General features: G+C 60.8%; 16 protein-coding genes. 7 read left to right on the top strand and 9 right to left on the bottom strand.

Annotation, left to right across the window (positions count from 1 at the left end):
- Nucleotides 1-56 precede the first annotated feature (56 nt).
- Nucleotides 57-950, bottom strand: coding sequence for a trypsin-like serine protease (locus tag HMPREF2743_RS07425; RefSeq protein ID WP_070818528.1), 894 nt, complete (start codon nucleotides 948-950; stop codon nucleotides 57-59).
- A gap of 67 nt (nucleotides 951-1,017) precedes the next feature.
- Nucleotides 1,018-1,380: a chorismate mutase gene (locus tag HMPREF2743_RS07430; protein ID WP_070529391.1), complete on the bottom strand. Its 363-nt coding sequence runs from the start codon at nucleotides 1,378-1,380 to the stop codon at nucleotides 1,018-1,020.
- A 121-nt stretch (nucleotides 1,381-1,501) separates the two neighbouring features.
- On the opposite strand from HMPREF2743_RS07430, the gene pcrA reads away from it, so the two are divergent.
- A complete protein-coding gene (gene pcrA / locus HMPREF2743_RS07435; RefSeq protein WP_070818500.1) occupies nucleotides 1,502-4,021 on the top strand; it encodes a DNA helicase PcrA in 2,520 nt (839 codons plus the stop codon).
- Nucleotides 4,022-4,025: 4 nt separating this feature from the next.
- Here the strand turns inward: pcrA and HMPREF2743_RS07440 are convergent, their stop codons facing one another.
- From HMPREF2743_RS07440 to HMPREF2743_RS07460, 5 genes are all read right to left on the bottom strand, one after another.
- On the bottom strand, nucleotides 4,026-4,781 hold the full coding sequence (locus HMPREF2743_RS07440; protein ID WP_070529386.1) for a M23 family metallopeptidase: 756 nt from the start codon (nucleotides 4,779-4,781) through the stop codon (nucleotides 4,026-4,028).
- Nucleotides 4,782-5,199: 418 nt separating this feature from the next.
- Entirely contained in the window at nucleotides 5,200-7,890 is a 2,691-nt protein-coding gene (locus HMPREF2743_RS07445) for an FtsX-like permease family protein (RefSeq protein ID WP_070818501.1), read from the bottom strand.
- Between the two features lies 1 nt (nucleotide 7,891).
- Entirely contained in the window at nucleotides 7,892-8,608 is a 717-nt protein-coding gene (locus HMPREF2743_RS07450; protein WP_070818502.1) for an ABC transporter ATP-binding protein, read from the bottom strand.
- Nucleotides 8,605-9,153, bottom strand: coding sequence for a helix-turn-helix transcriptional regulator (locus tag HMPREF2743_RS07455; protein ID WP_070818503.1), 549 nt, complete (start codon nucleotides 9,151-9,153; stop codon nucleotides 8,605-8,607). Before HMPREF2743_RS07455 ends, HMPREF2743_RS07450 begins: the two co-directional genes overlap by 4 nt.
- Before the next feature lie 253 nt (nucleotides 9,154-9,406).
- Complete coding sequence (locus HMPREF2743_RS07460) at nucleotides 9,407-10,159, bottom strand: M23 family metallopeptidase (RefSeq protein ID WP_070529531.1); 753 nt, start codon at nucleotides 10,157-10,159, stop codon at nucleotides 9,407-9,409.
- A 448-nt stretch (nucleotides 10,160-10,607) separates the two neighbouring features.
- On the opposite strand from HMPREF2743_RS07460, the gene HMPREF2743_RS07465 reads away from it, so the two are divergent.
- From HMPREF2743_RS07465 to purH, 3 genes are read left to right on the top strand one after another with little or no spacing between them, the layout of a single operon-like run.
- Nucleotides 10,608-12,326, top strand: coding sequence for a cell division protein PerM (locus HMPREF2743_RS07465; protein ID WP_246824477.1), 1,719 nt, complete (start codon nucleotides 10,608-10,610; stop codon nucleotides 12,324-12,326).
- Between the two features lie 41 nt (nucleotides 12,327-12,367).
- On the top strand, nucleotides 12,368-12,973 hold the full coding sequence (gene purN, locus HMPREF2743_RS07470) for a phosphoribosylglycinamide formyltransferase (RefSeq protein WP_070529374.1): 606 nt from the start codon (nucleotides 12,368-12,370) through the stop codon (nucleotides 12,971-12,973).
- A gap of 39 nt (nucleotides 12,974-13,012) precedes the next feature.
- Nucleotides 13,013-14,545, top strand: a complete 1,533-nt coding sequence (purH, locus tag HMPREF2743_RS07475) for a bifunctional phosphoribosylaminoimidazolecarboxamide formyltransferase/IMP cyclohydrolase (protein ID WP_070529372.1) — start codon at nucleotides 13,013-13,015, stop codon at nucleotides 14,543-14,545.
- Between the two features lie 225 nt (nucleotides 14,546-14,770).
- Here purH and HMPREF2743_RS07480 read toward each other — a convergent pair whose 3' ends face one another.
- On the bottom strand, nucleotides 14,771-15,652 hold the full coding sequence (locus HMPREF2743_RS07480) for a flagellar basal body-associated FliL family protein (protein WP_070818505.1): 882 nt from the start codon (nucleotides 15,650-15,652) through the stop codon (nucleotides 14,771-14,773).
- Between the two features lie 271 nt (nucleotides 15,653-15,923).
- Between HMPREF2743_RS07480 and HMPREF2743_RS07485 the strand changes: the two genes are divergently transcribed.
- Entirely contained in the window at nucleotides 15,924-16,838 is a 915-nt protein-coding gene (locus tag HMPREF2743_RS07485) for a hypothetical protein (RefSeq protein ID WP_070745790.1), read from the top strand.
- A 17-nt stretch (nucleotides 16,839-16,855) separates the two neighbouring features.
- Complete coding sequence (locus HMPREF2743_RS07490; RefSeq protein ID WP_246818786.1) at nucleotides 16,856-17,797, top strand: serine hydrolase; 942 nt, start codon at nucleotides 16,856-16,858, stop codon at nucleotides 17,795-17,797.
- Nucleotides 17,798-17,820: 23 nt separating this feature from the next.
- Here HMPREF2743_RS07490 and HMPREF2743_RS07495 read toward each other — a convergent pair whose 3' ends face one another.
- Nucleotides 17,821-18,489, bottom strand: coding sequence for a hypothetical protein (locus HMPREF2743_RS07495; protein ID WP_070529364.1), 669 nt, complete (start codon nucleotides 18,487-18,489; stop codon nucleotides 17,821-17,823).
- 144 nt (nucleotides 18,490-18,633) lie between these two features.
- On the opposite strand from HMPREF2743_RS07495, the gene HMPREF2743_RS07500 reads away from it, so the two are divergent.
- On the top strand, nucleotides 18,634-19,956 hold the full coding sequence (locus tag HMPREF2743_RS07500) for a serine/threonine protein kinase (RefSeq protein ID WP_070745787.1): 1,323 nt from the start codon (nucleotides 18,634-18,636) through the stop codon (nucleotides 19,954-19,956).
- Nucleotides 19,957-19,985: the final 29 nt, after the last annotated feature.

The raw sequence follows: 19,985 nt of genomic DNA on the forward strand, positions 1-19,985 counted from the left end.
CCACCGTAGTCCAGAAACCCCTTCGCTGCCGAAGCAGAAGGCTGCACTGCGATGAACTAGGCGTAGAGCTTTAAATCGAATTGCTTCATCGTGTTTCCGATCTCCATGGCGCCCACTTCGACGTCAGAGGGGTCCTGGTCGTTGCCGAAGGACAGCACACCAACGGCCCAGAGTTTGCCGTCGATGGAAGCATAGACTGGTCCGCCACTGTCGCCTGGGGCGCTGTCATTGCCGAAAGTAAACAGCCCCTGATCCTCGTGGCGGTCGATGAAGTTGCCACAGGAGACTCCTCGCGTCGAGCCGGCGCGGCAAATTGTGGGCTTCGTCAAAGCTACCTCCTCAAGAGGCATCCATCCCGCCAAAGGAGCATTAAGGGCCGGTGACGTCGACACTTGTGCAGCTGGGTTGGAGACTTCGATAAGCGCGATGTCGGCCGAGTTAATCCTGTCCGTATTGGTATTACGGGCCTCTAACACCATTTCGCCGATCTTCACGTTGTCTCCAGCGCGATCCTTATAGAAAAAGGTGTCGCCCTTGTCCCCGCAGTGGCCGGCGGTGAGAATAAAGAGGCGCTCGCCATCGCCTACGAAGTGCCCGGCTGAACACCGATTATCGCCAGCGGCGTTATAAATAGCTGCTCCTGGCGTCAGCAACCCCACCGTCATGAAGTACTCAGCGGCTTCCGGCTGGGCCAAGTCCACGCGGGGATCAGGGCGCTCCGCTTGGGGGATTTCAGTGGTGTTATCCCAGAGAGAATTGCTGTCGAGGACCTCTTCCGAACCTCTATTTGTTCCGGAATCCTGTGTGCGGCCGGAATCGCCGACGGCGGGAAGGTTCAGGGTCGTGGTGGTAATGGAAGCGACGTGGGAGGAAGAACCGCTGCAGGCGGTCAGCACGAAGGCAGAACTAGCTGCGGCGAGAGTTGCAGCGAGACGAGAGAAAAAGCGCATGAAGAGAGAGTAGCTCACGACCAGGCGTGAGGAGCGGGCGTTGGGGACTATTCCGCGAGGTGCTTAGCTAGCCAAGCTTGCCGCGCCCCAACCGCAGCAGGGCAGAGGCGATGGCGGGGCCTTCCTCACCCAACTCGCTGCGGAATTCGTTGAGGATAGCGATTTCGCGGGTATGCACCAAACGGGTACCACCCGAACTCATTCGCGTCTTGCCAATGGTGCGGGAAATATCGGTGCGGCGCTTGATGGCGTCGAGAATAACGCGGTCGAGCCGGTTGATTTCTTCGCGGTAGCGCTGAATCTCGGCATCGCTCAGCGGGTCATCGGTGCCCGAGGGCATACGAATATCGAGGCCATTGTCCACGACGTTGGGGTCTTGGTGTTCGGGGCTCAAGCCCGAGTCAGGGGTGCCAGATTGTGAAGCGCTCATGTCTTCAGATTGTGCCACCACGTTCAAGCAAAGGGGAATTATGAGTCGTGACGTCGGTATTCGCAGATAAAAAGTGGTGTGGCAGGCAATGTCCGGTGGTGCTAGTAGGTTGGAGAGCATTATGAATAACAATTCTCCGTTTAGGCCTCGTTCTTCTTCTGATCCTTCCACTGACGCCACCGCTGGTGGCTTATTTCCCACGCCCGGACTCAACGCGGATGCCCCTTCCGGTCAGGGCTCCGATCCGTTGCTGGAAGGTTTAAACCCGCAACAAGAAGAGGCCGTGACGCATTCGGGCTCGCCGCTGCTCATCGTGGCCGGCGCGGGCTCGGGTAAGACCGCCGTGTTGACCCGCCGCATTGCCTATCTCATGCGCGAGCGTGGGGTCGCCCCGTGGCAGATCCTTGCCATCACCTTTACTAACAAGGCAGCCGCGGAGATGAAGGAGCGCGTGGGCCAGCTTGTCGGCCCCGTCGCAGAGCGGATGTGGGTGTCTACCTTCCACTCCATTTGCGTGCGTATCCTGCGCAATAACGCCCAACTGGTGCCGGGGTTGAACACCAATTTCACCATTTATGACGGCGATGATGCGCGCCGGCTGCTCACCATGATTGCAAAGGACATGCAGCTGGATCTGAAGAAGTATTCGGCACGTGTTCTGGCGAATCAGATTTCCAACCGCAAGAATGAGCTCGTCTCTCCGGAGCAGGCGCGCGCGGAGGCAGAGAGGACGAAGAATCCTTTCGAGCTCACTGTGGCGAGTGTGTACGAGGAATATCAGCGCCGCCTGCGTGCCGCGAACGCGGTGGACTTCGATGACCTTATCGGGGAAGTAGTGCGCATCTTTAACCAGCACCCGCAGGTAGTGGAGTTTTATCGTCGCCGCTTTAAGCATGTGCTTATCGACGAATACCAGGACACCAACCACGCGCAGTACGCGCTTGTTTCGGCCTTGGTGGGCAGGGGCGAGCTGCCGCCGGATGCTCCGGAACTGTGTGTGGTGGGTGATTCTGATCAGTCGATTTATGCCTTCCGCGGAGCCACCATCAGGAATATTCAGGAGTTCGAGCGGGACTACCCGCAGGCGCACACGATTCTGCTTGAGCAAAACTACCGTTCGACGCAGACCATTCTGAACGCGGCGAATGCGGTGATTGCGAAGAATGAGGGTCGCCGCGAGAAGAATCTGTGGACTGCCCACGGCCAAGGCGAAAAGATCGTCGGCTACGTGGCGGATAACGAGCACGACGAGGCGCGATACATCGCCTCGGAGATTGATTCCCTGGCGGATAAAGGCACGGCGTATTCGGATATTGCGGTGATGTACCGCACCAACAATGCCTCCCGCGCGTTGGAGGATATTTTCGTGCGCTCGGGCATCCCGTACAAGGTGGTCGGTGGCACGCGTTTCTACGAGCGCCGCGAGATCCGGGACATGGTGGCTTATCTGCGCATCATGGATAATCCGGATGACACGGTGAGCTTGCGCCGCATTATCAACGTGCCGAAGCGCGCTATTGGTGACAAGGCACAGGCACAGATCGCCCTGCACGCGGAGAACCTTGGCGTGAGCTTTGGGGCTGCTCTCCGCGATGCGGCAGCGGGCAAGGTCGCCGGGCTTGGCACACGAGCAGTGAATGCCGTAAGCAAATTCAACGAGATGATGGAGGGCGTGCGCGCGCAGATTCCGGGCATGGTCAATGAGGTGACGGGCCAGCCGGATTTGGGGGAGTTGCTCAACGCGCTTCTCGATGCCACCGGCTACCGCGCGGAGCTTGAAAACTCCAATGACCCGCAGGATGGGGCACGCCTCGACAACCTCAACGAGTTGGTATCGGTGGCGCGCGAGTTCAGCTCTGAGGCGGCCAATGAGATGGCCTTCTTGGGTGCAGACGCAGAGGAGGCCCCGGAGCTATCGGAAGGTGAAGCCGCGCCGGGCTCGCTTCAAGCCTTCCTCGAAAAGGTCTCGCTCGTGGCTGATGCGGACCAGATTCCGGATCATGAGTCCGGAGTAGTCACGCTGATGACCCTGCACACCGCGAAGGGCCTGGAGTTCCCAGTTGTCTTCCTCACCGGCTGGGAGGATGGCCAATTCCCGCACATGCGCTCCCTGGGGGACCCGAAGGAGCTCAGTGAGGAGCGCCGCCTTGCCTACGTGGGTATTACGCGCGCTAGGGAACAGCTCTACCTCACGCGCGCGATTCTCCGTTCGTCCTGGGGCAACCCGGTGACGAACCCGGCCAGCCGCTTCCTCGCCGAGGTCCCAGAGGACCTCATCGACTGGCGCCGTGAAGAACCAGACAGCTCGCTGTCCGGCGCGTGGGGTGGAGATGATTCCTACCAATACGGGCGAACCTTCGGCTCAGATAGTGGGTTCTTCCGTGGGGGCGGCTATGGCTCGCGGGGCGCTGCGTCTTCCCCTTCGCAGCGCTCGCGCAAGCCAGCTTCGGCAACATCGATGCCGAAGAATAACCATCTCAATTTAGTTGTGGGGGACCGTGTCAACCACGCGAAGTACGGGCTGGGCACGGTCATCGAAGCCTCCGGTACCGGCGCGCGTGCGACGGTCACCGTGGACTTTGGTTCAGCGGGCAAGGTCCGCCTCATGCTCATCGGCGGTGTGCCGATGGAAAAGCTTTAAAGCTTTAGATGAGGATGCCGCGCTCGCTGAACCAATCCACCGGATCAACGGCCGCGCCGCCGCCCGGGTGCACTTCGAAGTGCAGGTGCGGGCCGGTGGAGTGGCCCTCGTTGCCGATGACGGAGATCTGGTCGCCGGCCGAGACATGGTCACCAACTTTGACCAAGAGCTGATCACTGGGCATGTGGCCGTAGACGGTGATGGTGCCGTCGTCGTGCTGGATACGGATCCAGTTTCCGAAGCCTTGGGCTGCGCCGGAGGAGATGACCTCTCCGTCCATGACGGCGTAGATGGGCGTGCCGATTGGGTTCGCTACGTCGATGCCGTTGTGGAAGGAACCCCACCGCGGGCCAAAGCCAGAGGTAAAGGTTCCGGAGGTCGGAAAGACCACGGTATTACCGTTGGCATCCTGGCCGCGTGTAGGAGTGAGACCGGAGTGATCGCCCTGTGGGGCGAAGGCCTCGGCGAGACCAGGAATGCTGGAGGGATCGAGGACGATATCGAAGCCGTCCTGCGTGGAGTTGATCTCCGGGGTGGAGGCCCCGTTGAGGGCTCCGGCCGTGGACACGATTAGCCCGGAGAATGCTTTGAAGAGGTCGGCCTTGGAGTCTTCCTTGACTTCGATGTCGCCGGCGGTAGGGCCCTGGGAGGACCCGTCGGAGACATCCACGCTTGCTGCCGGTTCGGCGGCGAACGCTGGGGCCGTCACGGTAGCGGTGGTAACCGCCACGGCGGCGAGTGCGCTGAGCGTGCGCTTCATAACTTCACGTCCTTAAGTCCTGCTGTGGCTCGCTTCCGCCGACGAAGGCGGCAGGAAGCCTGTGAGCGATAGGGCGCGGCCATAACAGCCGCGATGCGCCTTGAAGCCTGCGACACGCCGGCGTGGTTGCGTCTGCGTGCTGAGGCTTTGTGGCAACGAGATACAAACTATCCCGAGCTATCGCCCTGCGCAATCTCTAAAAATGCAGGTAAATACAGGAATTGTTCGAAAACCCATCGAACAGCCCAGCGTGTTACATGTGTGAAAGAAGTGAAAATTGTTACAGGGGTAAAGTAGAGGTTTAAAGAATGGGGGTAGGTTATGGGGGTGTGAAAAGCGCAGCGCCCTCGGCCAATCATTCAGCCGAGAGCGCTGGGGAGGAGAGCACTGTGAAGTGCAGGTACTAGGTCAGAAGGGATTAAGTCAGCGAACGTGATTCACTGCGATCCCGTGCGGTAAGCGGAGCCGTCTTATCGCTGCGATTCACAGCAGCCGCTAGTGCTGCGGCCAGGAGAGGCACGATAAGCACGGCGAGGAATTGCCACCAATCTGGGGTGAAATAGTCCTGCAGGCGCAGACCATAGGGCGGCGTCGAGTAGGCGTATCCGGAGCTATCGGCAAAGAAGTACGTGCCGAGATGGCCCGCAATCACGCCGAAGAGCATGCTTGCGGTGGCCAGCATCCAGGTCTGCCACGCCGCTACCTTGGACATCAGCGAAGGGTGGGCGCCGATTGATTGCAGCACGGTGCTTTCCTGGCGCATGCTGCTAGCGGCGTTGGCAATGATGAGCGCCAGCACGATGAGGCAGACAATCCCCATTCCGAGGCCTAGGTAGTAGCGGAAGCTCTCGGGAGTAGAGACTGCGAAGTTTAGCGAGTATTGCGATTGCGAGGCGCTCGCTGCCAGGTCTTGCAGCTCCTCACGCTCTGACTCGCTCGGTGGCTCGTCGAAAGCGAGGGCTTGGCCCACGTAGAAGGGCTCCATGTTTAGCTTTTCTGCTGCCTGCTGGCTAATCAAGACCACGTCGCGGGCCGCGGTGGGTAGTGCCTCCACAACTGGCAGATCCGACTCCTGTGTCCCGCTCGGTTCTTGGCTGTCAATGCGGCTATAGGACTTTAGAGTCACCGTGCCGTGCGTGCTATCGCCGACGTGGCTGCTGTGGGGAAGCACGATGCCCCCGGCGTCCAATGTCTGCGCCGCTGCGCGGCGATCTTCCTCCGAGTCGAACTGCCACAGCTCAAGCTGGGAAGAATCCGTTTGAATCATCCTGCTTTGATAGATCAACGGGTTATAAGGAAATGACGTCATCAGCTCGTGGGCGCATTCTTGGCGAGCCTCCTCGGACTCATCGGTGCGTCGCCCCTGATTATCCACAAAGACTGCCTTCTCAACTGGTTTGCTGAGATCGACCTGTTCACACTGGTAATCAAACTCGGTACTGAGCTCATAGAAGGTGCCTTCCTCCGGAAGGCTGTAGGACGTCGTCCACGAGGGGAAAGCATAGAAGGGATACGTGCGGGCAGAGGTGGTCTGCAGGACGGCCTCTACCGCGGCGCGTTCTTCCGGAGTGGACACCTGCGATGGTTGCTCAAACGTCGTCTCCTCAATCAGTGCAGAAGTAGGCGGCATGACGAGCTTTTCTTCGGCAGTGGTCTTTGCGCTATCCGTCATGATGCCTACGCCAAACAGGGTGGTCACGAAGGTGACTGAGACGAGAGCGATGGACGTCGGCAAGGCATGCATGCTGCGCCGGGTCAGGCCCCGTCCGGCCAGGCGAAGCGAGAGAGGGCCCCGGCGAGACAGCAGGGAGCACAAGAAGACCAAGGCCGGGGCTGAGGCGGCAACCGCGATGACTCCGAAGAGAGCCAGCACCGTAGGGATGTACTTTCCCCAGGGAGTGAAGCTGAATAACACGAGCAGAAGCAGGAATGCGGGGCCGACGGCCATCCACCGCCGGAAGCGCAAGAGGCGGTCGGGTGCGGCGCCCTGGATCGCCGTGGCTAAAGCACCACGTTGCGCCAACCACGCAGGAACGATGGAGACAATGACACAGCCTGCCACCGCCACGAGCCAGGCGAGGCCAATAGCTAGGAAGGGCGGGTGGGCAGCAAAGTCCGGGTAGCGGGCTGTCCACCACACCCACGAAGCCGTGAGGCCAACAACCACGCCGATAGTGGCGCCGATGAGCCCCATTAGCAGGCCATAAGCCATCACCGCGAACATGATGTGGCGTGGCAATGCACCCTGGCTCGACATCAGCGCGTACAGGCGGGTATTGCGTCCAGTGGCCAGCGTGAAGACGGGGGCGAGAAGGAAAAGGATGAGCAATCCGGCGATGGCATAGAGGCCGACGAAGAAGAGCACGAAAAGAATGCTGCTCAAGGTCCCGCCAATGGAATCAGGCTCAGAATCGGGCCGGTCCGTATCTCGCAGTTCCGGTGCCCAGATTTCCAGCCCAGCTTCACGGGCACGGTCGGCATCCTCCTTGGTCAGCGGTGTATCACCCACGATGGCCCAGGAGGTGTGTATCTGAGAGGACGGGTCGCTGAGGGCGTCATTGAGGGTGGGGGAGGTGACGAAGTCATAGTTTTCGGGAGCAATGGCCGCGACTGTGGCTTGGTGGTCACCGCTGAGGGCGTTGGTGCGCACCGTGATGACGTCTCCAACGGAGGCGTCGATCTTGTGTGCTGTAGAGCGCGATAGAACTGCCTGGTTGGGGCCAAGATTGAACTTGTCGACGGCCTCCTGCGCCGGCTCCGGCGGATTCTCTGCGTCGAACTGATCTACCCAGGAGTTGGTTGACTTCCCATTATGGATTAGTGACGTGCTAGAAAAAGTGGTGACTGGGCTGACGCTGAGGCCCGAAGGAAGCACCTCGGCAGCCAAGCGCGGTACGTCTTCGTTGCTAATGCCCGGGCCGCTGACCTGCAGGGCTCGCTCGGGTGAGCTCAAGGCCGCGGAGAGCCGACCGGAGGAATTATCAAAGAGGGCCATTCCAACCACGAGGGCCACTGGCAGCGCGATGAGCATGACAGCGGCCAGCGTGCGCCACGGGTGGCGCCACAGGTCGCGCCGCGTTGGGCGGGTGGCAGCATTAATGCCTGACATGCTAACGCACCTCCTCGCCGGTCAGGCGTCCGTCACGAACCATGACGACACGGTCGGCCCAGCCCGCGAAACGTGGCTCGTGGGTAACCAAAATGCCGGAGGCGCCGGCGTCGATACGCGCGCGTAGAACCTTCATGATCTCCTCACCCGTCGAGGTATCCAAGGCTCCGGTAGGTTCATCGGCGAGCAGTACCTTACGCGGGCCGATGAGCGCGCGGGCAATGGCCACGCGCTGGGCTTGGCCGCCGGAGATTTCCTCCGGGAAGCGGTCGATGGTGCCGTCGAGACCGACCTCATTGAGTGCTTGCTCAGCAGCTTCGCGGCATTGCGCAGGCGAGAGTCCGTCTAGCTCAAGAGGGAGGGACACATTCTCTCCGACGGTGAGGGAAGACACTAGGTTGAAGTGCTGAAATACCAAACCAAGGTGTCGGCGGCGAGCGATAGCTGCCTTGGCCTTGGAGAGCTGGGAGGCATCGGCGCCGTCGAGAAGCACGCGTCCTGATGTTGGTGGTTGGAGCAGACCTGCGACGTTGAGCAGCGTGGATTTGCCGGAGCCGGAGGGGCCCATAACGGCGACCAACTCGCCCGGTTGCAGCTGCAGGTTGACCGAATCCAGCGCAGTGACCTGGCGGGCGCCGCTACCGAAGACGCAGGTGATGTTCTCAAGTTCGAGCGGGAAAGGAATGCTCTGGGTCGTGGGCACAGAGTCGGGGGTCATCGGGTTTCCTCCTCGGTGGCGGTGGTGGCTGGGTTGGACAGGGACTCCACGCGGTCGAGCCAGCGTGAGAGAGATTCCAGGTCGAAGATTTGGCGCTCGACGGCCAAGCGCTGGGCGCTGCGCTCTGCGGGGAGTTTCGAGGCTTGGCGGTTGAGCTCCCGAAGTTGGCGGACGGTGGCAAAGCGCTGGGCGTCAAGGACGGCGATGACGTCGATATCGGAGCGTCGCGCTGCAAGTGACACTTTGAGTACGAGCTCATCGCGCTCGATGGCGTCGTTGTGCAAGGTGGACATCCACCACTGCGAGAGTTCCTCACGGCCTGCGTTGGTGATGGCATAGCTGGTGGCGCGGCGCCCGGTGGGGCCGGTGAGCTCGCCGTCAGTGGCGATGAGTCCATCGCGTTCCAAGCGGCTTAAGGTTTGGGCGACTTGGCCCATGTTGAGCGGCCAGAGGTGATCAAAGGTTTCAGCAAAGCGGGTTTTGATGTGGCTGGCCGTGGCGGGCTCTTCACTCAGCAGAGCAAGCACGGAGTGTTTGACGGACATGGTCACCTCCTGTTCGGAGGGTAAGAGGAGGATACAATCGGTACATACCCGGTAAGTTACCGGGTAACCTTTGGGGTGGTCAAGAGTTTTCGGGAAGGAATCTTTCAGTACCCCCTCCATGTACCCCAGTGTGGGGTATGCGGTGGAGCGTGCACGAAGGCGGGGCGGAGTGGGTGAGATGCAAAAAGCGGCACAGAGCAAAAGTGCTCTATGCCGCCTGAAAGCTGTTGGAAGGCTAGGTTGAGAGTAGGGCTTAAGAAATGTTGACGCCGCGCTCTGCAAGCCACGGAATCGGGTCAACTGCGCCCTCACCGGTGGGGTGGATTTCAAAGTGCAGGTGGGAGCCGGTGGAGAAGCCCAAGGAGCCCATGCCAGCGATCTTCTGGCCAGCGTGAACGCGCTCGCCCACAGCGACGTCGAGGGTCTGCATGTGGCCGTAGACGCTCATAGAACCGTCATCGTGCTTGATGCGGATCCACTGGCCGTAGCCAGAAGCAGGGCCGGAATCGATGACGGTGCCGTCCATGACGGAGAGGATTGGGGTGCCCACAGCATTGGCGATGTCGATGCCGGAGTGGAAGGAGCCCCAGCGGGGGCCGAAGCCCGAGGTGAAAGTACCTTCTGCCGGGCGGGCGACGGACGGTGCACGGTTGGCTTCGTCAGCGGCGGCGCGCGCATCGGCTGCCTGAATGGCCTTGTCGAGCTGGGTAGCCAGGTCGGCGACCGGCTTGGTCTCAGCGATGGAGAGGATCTGTGGTGCGGCATCCTCGACGGCGGCCTGTGCGTCCTTGAGCGGATCGGTATCTGCCTGCAAGGTGTAGTCGATGGACTGCGCCTTGGTCTCACCAGTGCCAGCGGATTGAATGGTGCCGGCTGCTGCACCGCCAACACCTGCGGTAGATACGGCGCCTGCGGCGACGGTCATTACCGCCAAACGCCCCTTTGCAGTCTGCGAGGTGGTGATCTTGCGGTGGCGACCTGCGCTTCGCTGAGTCTTGCTTCGCATGAACTCTACTTCCGTCCTAATTCACTATCGTCCAGCCAGAACAATCGTTACGTCTAAACCTGGTTGGTTATCCGATTGTGACCTTCCTGTTACCAACGAGATGTAACAGTAGCGTCTCGGCGAGAGCGGAGCAACCCGCATTGCGGTTTTTCTTTTTGATACGTCGACAGATGTGCTTGTTCTGATGCGGTAGCTGATTCCTGTGAATGAAGTGAATCTCTGGCGGTGCTTAAGATCTCCGGTAGCGGAGTGCGCGTGGGTAGTTCTCATCAGCGGATGCAGCTAAGGATAAAGCTGATAAGGAGTATCCGTTCGGGGGTGTGCCCGACCTTTTAAATCAGACCTCGTCGCGCCACCCCCGGTGGGGGAGGTGCGCGTGGCAAAGTGGACGCCAATGAATAAGAACACGAGTCCCCAGTCCAGGTCGTCTGCTCGTCCACGCGCGCACGTGCGTGGACGCGGTGATGGCGCTGAGCACTCTGAGCGAGGGCACCGACGGGATCGCCGGGATCCGGCGCAGCGTATTAAAGGAATCGAGTCTGACAAGGCACGTGCCCGCCGCGTACAGGCCCCAACGACGCTGCGCGGGCGCATTCGCCGCATGCTCATCGTCGTCGGTGTTCCGCACCTCGTTGTTGTCCTCAGCATCCTGGTGGTTGCCATCGCAGCGCTTCTTCTCACCAGCTCCCCGTCGGCGTGGCTAAACACCATCGTCGGGGAGGCCTGGATGGTGTTCAATCTTGCGCCTATCCGCGCTGGCGGAATTGATCTGGGTTTCATCCCGGCCCTCCCCGCGCTGCTCTTGGCCTGGTTGGTCGGCCGCCGCGTGCGCGAGGCGGTGAAGGATAAGGTGAGCATCAACGACCTGCTTGTCTTGAGTGCCTGCGTGCTGGTGGTGCCACTCGTCCTGACTTTCATTGCGTGGTTGATGTTGTGGGATGCCGGGAAGGTCTATGACGTTTCTCCTCCGGAGCTCTATCGCGTTCTTCCCCGCATGCTCCTGCTGCATGCGGTTGCCCTTATTGGCGGAATGGGCCCGCGCCTGTGGAAGGCCTTGGCAAAGCGCAGCGGCGTTCCGCACGTGTTCGTCGATGCCGCCCGCATCGGCCTGAGCTACCTCGGGTACCTGGTTGCAGCTGGGCTTATTCTCGTGGTGGTTCTGTGGGGATTCGGCTGGTCGCGCCAGTCCGAAATACTTGCCAGCTATCCGGTGCTCAATGCGCTGGGAACAATCGGCCTGTTTCTGGTGAGTATTTTCTACCTTCCCAACGCCGCGGTGGCAGCCGGCGCAGTGCTGAGCGGCTCGGAGATGCACATTGGTGAGGGAACCAGTGTGAGCCTCTTTAGCGGCCATGTAGTTCCACTTCCTCCGCTACCTTTGGCCGCCGCGGTTCCGCCTTCCATTAGCCCTTGGTTCGCGGTGCTGTTGGTGATTCCAGCAATCGCAGCCGTGGCGGCATTTGCTCGGCGCCGCGCCCTGGTGTCTTTCCAGGTCGTGCTCGTTGCAACCATCACGGTGGCAGTGACCGCCCTCGTGGCAATCTACGGTGTTTCCGGCACGTTGGGAGTGTACGGGTACACAGGACCTGAGGTGTGGACCGCGGTAGGCTTGAGCTCCCTGTGGTGCCTTGTCGTGGGATGTGCCTTTGCCGCTGCACAGGCAGTGACGGCGTGGCGTGCGCGCCGCGCCACCGCCCCGGTTGCTGAGCCGGAAGAATCGGCTGCAGCCGAGGGCGATGAGGAGGCCACTGAAGACTCCACCAGCGCGGCTCAGGAAGAACACGAGCAGGAGCAGGCAGCGCTTGGCGACGACACCGGTGCCGAGACAGCCGCCGACGCCGATACTGAAACTGACACCGAGACTGACACCGACGCAGAGGCTCAGGTCGATACTGACGCCGAGGATGAGACTGACGCCGAGGATGAAGCTGATGCCGAAGCGGAGGCTGATACGGAGGAAGCCGATTTTGAAGTCGAGGGTGACGCTGAATCGGAGGCTGTGCCAGAGGCTGATGTGCGTGATGCAGAAATCGTGGAGACGAGCGATGTTGACGTCGACACCCAAGCTGAAGTCGAGGCCGAAGCAGTAGCGGATGAGGACGGCAATGCGGAGCATGCTCCAGACACAGAGGAGAGCGAAGAGCCCGAAGGCTCCAATAAAGAGTGAAAATTCTCCGGTTCGCGGCGGTAGCGGCTAGGCTGTAGCGCGTGACTACACCGCATCAGCCCGTTGCTACTGCCCGCCTCAACGTTGTGGTTCTGGTTTCTGGAACCGGCTCTTTATTGCAGGCCATCTTGGATGGCCAGGATGAGCACTACAGCGTTGTGAAAGTCATCGCGGACGTGCCCTGCCAAGGCATTGAGCGTGCACAGGCGGCGGGAATCGCCACCGAGGTTGTAGAGATGGGTGCTGACCGCACCGAATGGAATAAGCGTCTGGTTGCTGCAGTGGATACTGCGCAACCAGGCGTTGTTGTTTCAGCAGGGTTTATGAAGATCCTGGGGAAGGATTTTCTGGATCGCTTCGAAGGTCGCACCATCAATACTCATCCTGCGCTCTTGCCTGCCTTCAAAGGCGCGCATGGCGTGCGCGATGCGCTGGCTTATGGCGCCAAGGTCACAGGCTCGACTGTCCATTTCGTTGATGCGGGTGTCGATACCGGCTCCATCATTGCCCAGGAACCCGTCCGGGTCCTGCCAGAGGATGATGAGGCCAGTTTGCACGAGCGCATCAAAGTGGTCGAAAGAGAACTCATCGTTGCCGTCCTTCGCGCCACGCGCGTAAAGGGCGAGGAACTCAGCATTCAGCTCTAACTATCTCATTACCGCAAGGAAGGCTTAAGTCCCCGTACCATGAGCGAAGATCCTAAGAACATCAAGCGCGCGCTAATTAGTGTTTATGACAAGACCGGTCTGGAAGACCTTGCCCGGTCACTTGATAACGCTGGCGTGGAGATTGTTTCCACCGGTTCCACCGCGAAGAAGATCGCGGACTTGGGCATTGATGTCACGCCCGTCGAGAAGCTCACCGGCTTCCCGGAGTGCCTCGAAGGCCGTGTGAAGACCCTGCACCCGCGCGTGCACGCAGGAATCCTCGCGGATACCCGCAAGGAGGACCACCTGAAGCAGTTGGAGGAGCTGGAGGTAGAGCCCTTCCAGCTCGTCGTGGTTAACCTGTACCCCTTCCGCGAGACTGTGGCTTCCGGCGCAGACTTTGATGGCTGCGTGGAGCAGATCGATATCGGCGGACCGTCCATGGTGCGTGCGGCTGCCAAGAACCACCCGTCTGTTGCTGTGGTCGTGGATCCAGCCCGCTACGGCGATGTGGCTGACGCTGTGGCCAACGGCGGCTTCACCTTGGAAGAGCGTCGTGGCCTCGCCCGCGATGCTTTCCTGCACACCGCTGATTACGACGCCGCGGTGTCCGCATGGTTCGTCGAGCAGCTCAGCGAGGGCGAGGTGACCACCCCGCTCCGCTACGGCGAGAACTCCCACCAGTCCGCGACCGTGACCCGCATCGGCACCACTGGTTTGGCCAATGCGAAGCAGTTCAACGGCAAGGAGATGAGCTACAACAACTACCAGGATGCGGACGCCGCTTGGCGCGCCGCCTGGGATCACGAGCGCCCGTGCGTGGCCATCATCAAGCACGCCAACCCGTGCGGCATCGCGGTGTCTGAGGAGTCGATTGCTGCTGCTCACCGCGCGGCCCACGCCTGCGACCCGATGTCTGCCTTTGGCGGAGTCATCGCTGTGAACCGCGAGGTCACCGTGGAGATGGCCGAGCAGGTCAAGGAGATTTTCACCGAGGTTATTGTGGCTCCGTCCTACGAGGAAGGCGCCATCGAGGTTCTCAAGGCCAAGAAGAACCTGCGCGTGCTGCAGGCAGAGCATGAAGCGCCTAAGGAGGAAGTTAAGTTTATCTCCGGTGGCATGCTCACCCAAGAGCCGGATACCTACCAGGCAGAGGGCGATAACCCGGCCAACTGGACGCTGGCTGCCGGTGAAGCACTGAACGAGTCTGACTTGGCGCAGCTCGAATTCGCCTGGCGCTCCGTGCGCGCGGTGAAGTCCAACGCCATCCTGCTGGCCAAGGACAACGCCACCGTGGGTGTCGGCATGGGTCAGGTCAACCGCGTCGATTCCGCCAAGCTCGCGGTGGAGCGCGCTAACACGCTGGCCGACGGCGCCAACCGCACCGAAGGTTCCTTCGCTGCTTCCGATGCTTTCTTCCCGTTTGCCGATGGCCTTGAGGTTCTCCTCGAAGCCGGCGTGAAGGCCGTGGTGCAGCCAGGTGGCTCCATCCGCGATGAGGAAGTCATCGAGGCCGCCAAGAAGGCCGGGGTGACGATGTACTTCACCGGTACTCGCCACTTCTTCCACTAGAGCGTAAATGTGGCGCTGCCGTGTGCAGCGCACTGCCGCCGTCTTCATTCGCGCGCGTCACTGCGTGGGAACGGGAGGCGGCTTTCGCATACATGGGAGCTGTCCCTAGAGGAAAACTACTGCCCTAAACGACGAAGTTATGCGCCGCCAACGCGGCGGTCAGCGGCTATAACTTTGGCAACTCGGGCAGCTTCGGCACCACTGCGTTTAGGCCCGCCGGGGGCGCTACTGCGCGTGGAGGGAAGCCACCGCGAAGCCAGTGTTGTCCGCGGGATTGCCGTTGGCGTCCTTATACGTAAAAGTAAAGCGCAGGTCCTGGTGGTCTGCGATGTTGATGGGCATCTCGAGAGCTTCCTCTGCCGGGACCTCGAAGGAGGCCAACTCAGTACCGTCAGCACCGTTGACGGTAACGGTGGCGCTGGCAACATCGGTATTTTCCCGGTCATCGCTGAAACCAAAGACCGCGTTGAGTTGGCTATGGCCTTCGGCCATCTGTACATCAGCGATGTTGGTGCTGCCGGAGCGCGAGACATAGGAATCCGGGAAGAAGGTGCGGGCAATGACCACGCCGTCAGCTTCCAGGTCGGTATCGATACGGCCGCTGGTGGCAAGAGGAGATCCCGAAAGCGAAGCTGTTGAGGTCGGTTCAGAGGATGCACCGGTGTGGCTTGAGTCGGACGACTCGCGTCCCCAGATAAACCATGCACCGACGCCGAGGATGACCGCCAGGATGACGAGCAGAGCAATCAGCTCGGCGATGGCACCGCTGAAACGACCTTTGCCCTTCGGCGGTTCCGGAGCGGTGTACGTTGTGGGTTGAGGCGGACTCGGCGGAGTTGGAGCACTCCCGCCGAAAGGCTGCGAGCTGGGGCCAGCAGATTGCCCGCCAAACGGTGGAGTGTTGCCGAACCCGCCCGGAGGACCGCCCGGGCCGGACTGTTGTGGCCCAGACGGGCTGGGTGGGCCGGACGGAGCACCAAAACCGCCACCCGGGCCGTTAGCACTGCCGGGGGTGCCGGGGAGGCCAAACCCCGGAGCGGGTGAACCGAAGCCGGAGGAACCGGAATTGCGTGGCGGAGTGCCCGAAGGGCCGGTAGGAAACGTCATGGCTGGGAGAATAACAACCTTTCCGTGCACAGGGGAGATAGAGCATTGAGATACCTCTAATAATCTAAACCCTCTACCGCTGCCCGCGCGGGCAGAGATGCAAACTCGTGGGAATAGTCCCCACCAGAATCGAAAAAGTCGTGGAAACACGGCGTCGTGACTGAAGAACGATGCACGAACCTCACCGCAACCGTAGTACCTGTGCAAAGATAAGAAAGATAGAAAACGCCTATAGGGCATACCCAGAACGTCTAGATCTACGGAGGCTTCGGTGACTGATTCAGATCGCAACCATGGATTCGGCGCGCAGCACCCGCAGGGAAATAGCGGCCAGCCGCAGCCTTCCCGTAAAGATACCCACCCGGAAACCGCGGATTTTGAAGCGCCGCCGACGCAACAGCGCCCCCTGCCGCCCCAGAGCTACCCGCAGAACACGGGAAACAATCAGAATTATGCGCAATCCGGAGAACGCAATTACTCGAACCCCTTTGTCGCCCCCGGCGCATCGGGCCAGTACGGCCAACAACAGCAGTTCCAGACGCAGCAATTCTCGTCCCAGCAAATACCGCAGGACGGTAGCGGACAGTATAACCAGCAGCCAACAGGGTACCCCGCTGGCTATTCTCAGGAGGGTGGCGGAAGCGGCAGCTCTTCTAACTCTGGCAAATTTGTGCTTATCGCCGTGCTGATCCTGGCGGTCGTCCTCGTTATGGCTGCGCTGGCCTACATCTTTTTCTTCAAACATGCCGACTCAAATTCCCAAGCCGGCTCGCCCCTGACCACCGCGCAACTCACCGAGCAGAACGAGAGCGCACAGGAAGAAGAGTCGAACGCGGAGAGCTCTGAAAAGACGACAGAGCAGCCCACGACGACCTCGCAGTCACCAAAGCGCCCCGAGCACCCTGACTTGCCTGAGGGGGCGATTCCGGCAAACGACGCCGCACGCAACAACGAACCGGGCGGCAACTTCAACAGCGTCTACCGTGGAACTGTGGTGACGACGGAGTCCTTTGCCAACGTTGTGCGCGATGAGTACGTCAAGCACTACGTGGAAACCCACGAGTTTGATGCCACCATTAAGGCTTTCAGCCCAGTTACCAAGATCACCTACACCATGGATTGCTCCGATAACGGTGAATTTGTCACCTGTACCGGCGGCAACAACGCGGTTGTGCTCATCCTCTAATGCTTAGGCGGTCAACAATGAAACAGGTAGCACAGCGACGTCACAGCCCTGCACAGCCGCGGCGCCGGAGGGCAGTACTAGCAGCGCTGGTGGGGATCGCGGGGGCGTCGCTAAGCGCCTGCACCATTGGTGATGTCTCCACACCTGAGCCCAGCGCTCCGGCGAGCAGCCCACAGCCCACGCTGCCTGATTCCGGGGCAGAGGTATCTGATGGACCCGCCGCTGACTCAGCCCTTGACAAGGAACCAACCGTGATTAAAGCTACCGACCTTCAGGAAGCCGTCGACGCCATCGCCGCAGACAACCCCGGTACCGGAATCGCGGTGGCCGGCTCAGGAACCGTCGCAGCGGCCGGCAACACCGGCCCGCTGCCTGCGTGGTCCACCGTGAAAGTCCCGTTGGCCATCGCCGCCGAACGCGCCGGGGTGGCGGACCCAGATACTGTATCCCGGGCAATCACGTATTCCGATAACGCCGCGGCGGATTCTCTCTGGGAGGCCCTCGGTGGGGGAGAACAGGCCGCACAAGCCACCCAGGCCATCATTGGCACAACCACGGTCCCCGCTACGCCACCGCGCCCCGGTTTCAGCGCCTTCGGTCAAACCCAGTGGTCGGTGTCCGAGCAGGCAGAATTCATCGCAGCGCTGGGGTGCCAAGAAGGCGCGGATCCAATCCTTGCAGCCATGGGGCAGCCGGATCCCGCGCAGAACTATGGTCTCCGGACTTTAGAGGGCGCGGTGATGAAAGGCGGCTGGGGGCCGGCCGAGGACGGCTCCTATGAAGCCCGCCAGATGGGATTAATCACCCTAGGCGGGCACACGGTGGCGGTGGCGATCTATGCCGCAGCGCCTTCCGGCGATTATGGCGAAGCACAGCAGATGCTGAGCCGTGTGGTCACACAGCTGGCCACCGCAGAGGTCGAGTGGCCCGATGCGGGATGCCAGCAGGGGGCAGTTTAAGAAGCACGAGCGATGTTAAGGCGCTAGCGCGGCCAGTAATCCTCGAATTCGCCGGCCTCGCCGTCGATGTCATAGTCCGTGCCGCGGATGTTCAGCACGGAGCCGGTGTCTTTCCTGCTGGTTGGATCAAGAATCGTGGCGCTGAAGGAATCACCTTCACCACGCGCCGGGCCAAAGGCAGCGCCGCTGGACCAGACACCGCGGTAGAAGAGGGAGTCCTGTTTCTCACAGACCACAATGTGTGAATCGGGATCGGTGCCATGCGCGGCGAAGATCATATCCTCACCCTGTTGGCAGCGTGCCTCAGGATAATCGGACCAACCGGCAGCAGTGAGCCCCTCTGGGACGTCGGCAGCCCCGGTGCTCACTGATGTTTCTGGAGCCTGCTCGCTCGGTGCTTCTGTCTCGTCTGCTTTTCCATCTTTCTGTGCAGGAGAGTCCTCCGGGGTGGTTGCCTCCTCCTGCGGGGCTGTCTGCTCTGAGGTGTCGCTGGTGCTGGACGTTTGTTGGCTGGTGGAGCGGACGTCGTACCAGATCACGAGGCCTGCAATCACCAGCGCAATGAGAATTGCGATCGCGCAGATGAACGGAACGAGGTTGCGTTGTTCCGATTGGGGCTGTCGAGACTGACCCGACACCGGTGTAGGGGTCTTATGCTCGTGATAGTTAGTGCTAAATCCTGGGGTCGTCATAGGGTCCTTGGAAAACAGTAGAGAACAACACGTAGCATAACCGGCCTTGCAATACCGGACGGAACCGCGCTTAAGTACCCTCCATTTGGGGGCGATGGGACATGGCAACATCATGCTGCCCAGTGCATATGGTCCAATGGGGCAGTGACTAATTCCTACTTCGTGCAATGGCTGACCCAGCAGAAGCGCTACACCAACGTGTACCTGCTGGGTGAAGGCGGCATGGGGCAGGTCTTTCATGCCACGGATCCGGACCTTTCCCGTGAGCTCGCCGTCAAGGTGCTGTTGGATGATGTCCGTGATGAAGCTTCTCGCGCCCGTTTCCATAATGAAATGAAGGCGCTCACCAAGATCGGCAGCCACCCAGGGGTAGTTCAGTTTTATTCCAAGGAGTCCACCCCGCGCGGAGATGACGTGATGGTCATGGCCTTCATCGATGGCAAAACCCTGGGGCATGCTATCCGTGAGCGGGCCCACCAAGGCCGGGGTTTTAGCGTGGCTGAGGTTGTGTATTACCTCAAACCAATTGCCTCGGCGCTGGATTATATGCACCATGAGTTGCATCCCGGGTGGGTGCATCGGGACATCAAGCCCGCTAATATTCTGCTGCGCAAGAACCCCGGCAGCTTGCCACCGGCTGTGCTAAGTGACTTCGGAATCAGCATTGAGGAAGGCCAATCTCGCCTGACCAAAATCGGTCACATTGTGGGTACTGAGAAATACTTGGCCCCGGAGAACAACGGCAATGCTTATGGCGATGATGATATGTCGGCGCGCGCGGACGACTACTCCTTGGCGCTCATCGCCTTCGAGATGCTCACTCTTCATCACCTCAAGGACACGATGCCGCGCAGCGAGTGGGAAGGGCAGCGGCGCATCCCGGATCTGTCTAGTGATGCCTTCGCCGAATTCCTGGCAGGGGACACAAGCCGAGTGGTATCGCAAGTACAGACCGTACTGAATAAAGCGCTCAACAGCGTGCCCATGCAGCGCTATGCGCGGGCCCAGGACTTCATCGCCGCGCTTGGCGACGTCTCCCAGTCCCACCCCGCCCAGCGTGCATCGGCCCCCGCCGCCGATGCTCCGCGTATCGCGCCCACGCCGCAGCCTTCGCCACGGCCGGAGCAGCCGCGAAATGCCGGAAGCGCCGGGCAGCCGAGCCAGTTTGGCCAACATTCTCAAGCTTCCCAACGCTGGCAGGAACCCTCCGCGTCCTTCGGGTCCGTGGAGCGGGCAAGGCCCACTGGCTTCGTCGCCCCCTCGAATCCGATCGCGTCCCCGGGGACTGTCTCACCCTCTACACCGGTTACGCCGGCGATGCCGGGGTCCACCGTGCAACGCCGCTCCACGCCGCAGCGAGCAAACCACAGGCCGCCTGCGAAGGACAATTCAAACGCCCTCATCATTACGGTGACCGTCGTTGTCATCATTCTCATCTTCGTGGTGACGTGGGCTATCGTGGCCTAGCGCCAGCGGGGTGGGGGAGTAACTTAGCG

The organism is Corynebacterium sp. HMSC036D02 (assembly GCF_001836165.1).
In the GTDB taxonomy this organism is placed as follows: domain Bacteria; phylum Actinomycetota; class Actinomycetes; order Mycobacteriales; family Mycobacteriaceae; genus Corynebacterium.

Coding starts and splice junctions, on each gene's coding strand:
- pcrA (WP_070818500.1), top strand. CDS start 1,502: ATGAATAACAATTCTCCGTTTAGGCCTCGTTCTTCTTCTGATCCTTCC.
- HMPREF2743_RS07430 (WP_070529391.1), bottom strand. CDS start 1,380: ATGAGCGCTTCACAATCTGGCACCCCTGACTCGGGCTTGAGCCCCGAA.
- HMPREF2743_RS07440 (WP_070529386.1), bottom strand. CDS start 4,781: ATGAAGCGCACGCTCAGCGCACTCGCCGCCGTGGCGGTTACCACCGCT.
- HMPREF2743_RS07450 (WP_070818502.1), bottom strand. CDS start 8,608: ATGACCCCCGACTCTGTGCCCACGACCCAGAGCATTCCTTTCCCGCTC.
- HMPREF2743_RS07460 (WP_070529531.1), bottom strand. CDS start 10,159: ATGCGAAGCAAGACTCAGCGAAGCGCAGGTCGCCACCGCAAGATCACC.
- HMPREF2743_RS07495 (WP_070529364.1), bottom strand. CDS start 18,489: ATGACGACCCCAGGATTTAGCACTAACTATCACGAGCATAAGACCCCT.
- HMPREF2743_RS07425 (WP_070818528.1), bottom strand. CDS start 950: ATGCGCTTTTTCTCTCGTCTCGCTGCAACTCTCGCCGCAGCTAGTTCT.
- HMPREF2743_RS07490 (WP_246818786.1), top strand. CDS start 16,856: ATGAAACAGGTAGCACAGCGACGTCACAGCCCTGCACAGCCGCGGCGC.
- HMPREF2743_RS07455 (WP_070818503.1), bottom strand. CDS start 9,153: ATGTCCGTCAAACACTCCGTGCTTGCTCTGCTGAGTGAAGAGCCCGCC.
- HMPREF2743_RS07480 (WP_070818505.1), bottom strand. CDS start 15,652: ATGACGTTTCCTACCGGCCCTTCGGGCACTCCGCCACGCAATTCCGGT.
- purH (WP_070529372.1), top strand. CDS start 13,013: ATGAGCGAAGATCCTAAGAACATCAAGCGCGCGCTAATTAGTGTTTAT.
- HMPREF2743_RS07445 (WP_070818501.1), bottom strand. CDS start 7,890: ATGTCAGGCATTAATGCTGCCACCCGCCCAACGCGGCGCGACCTGTGG.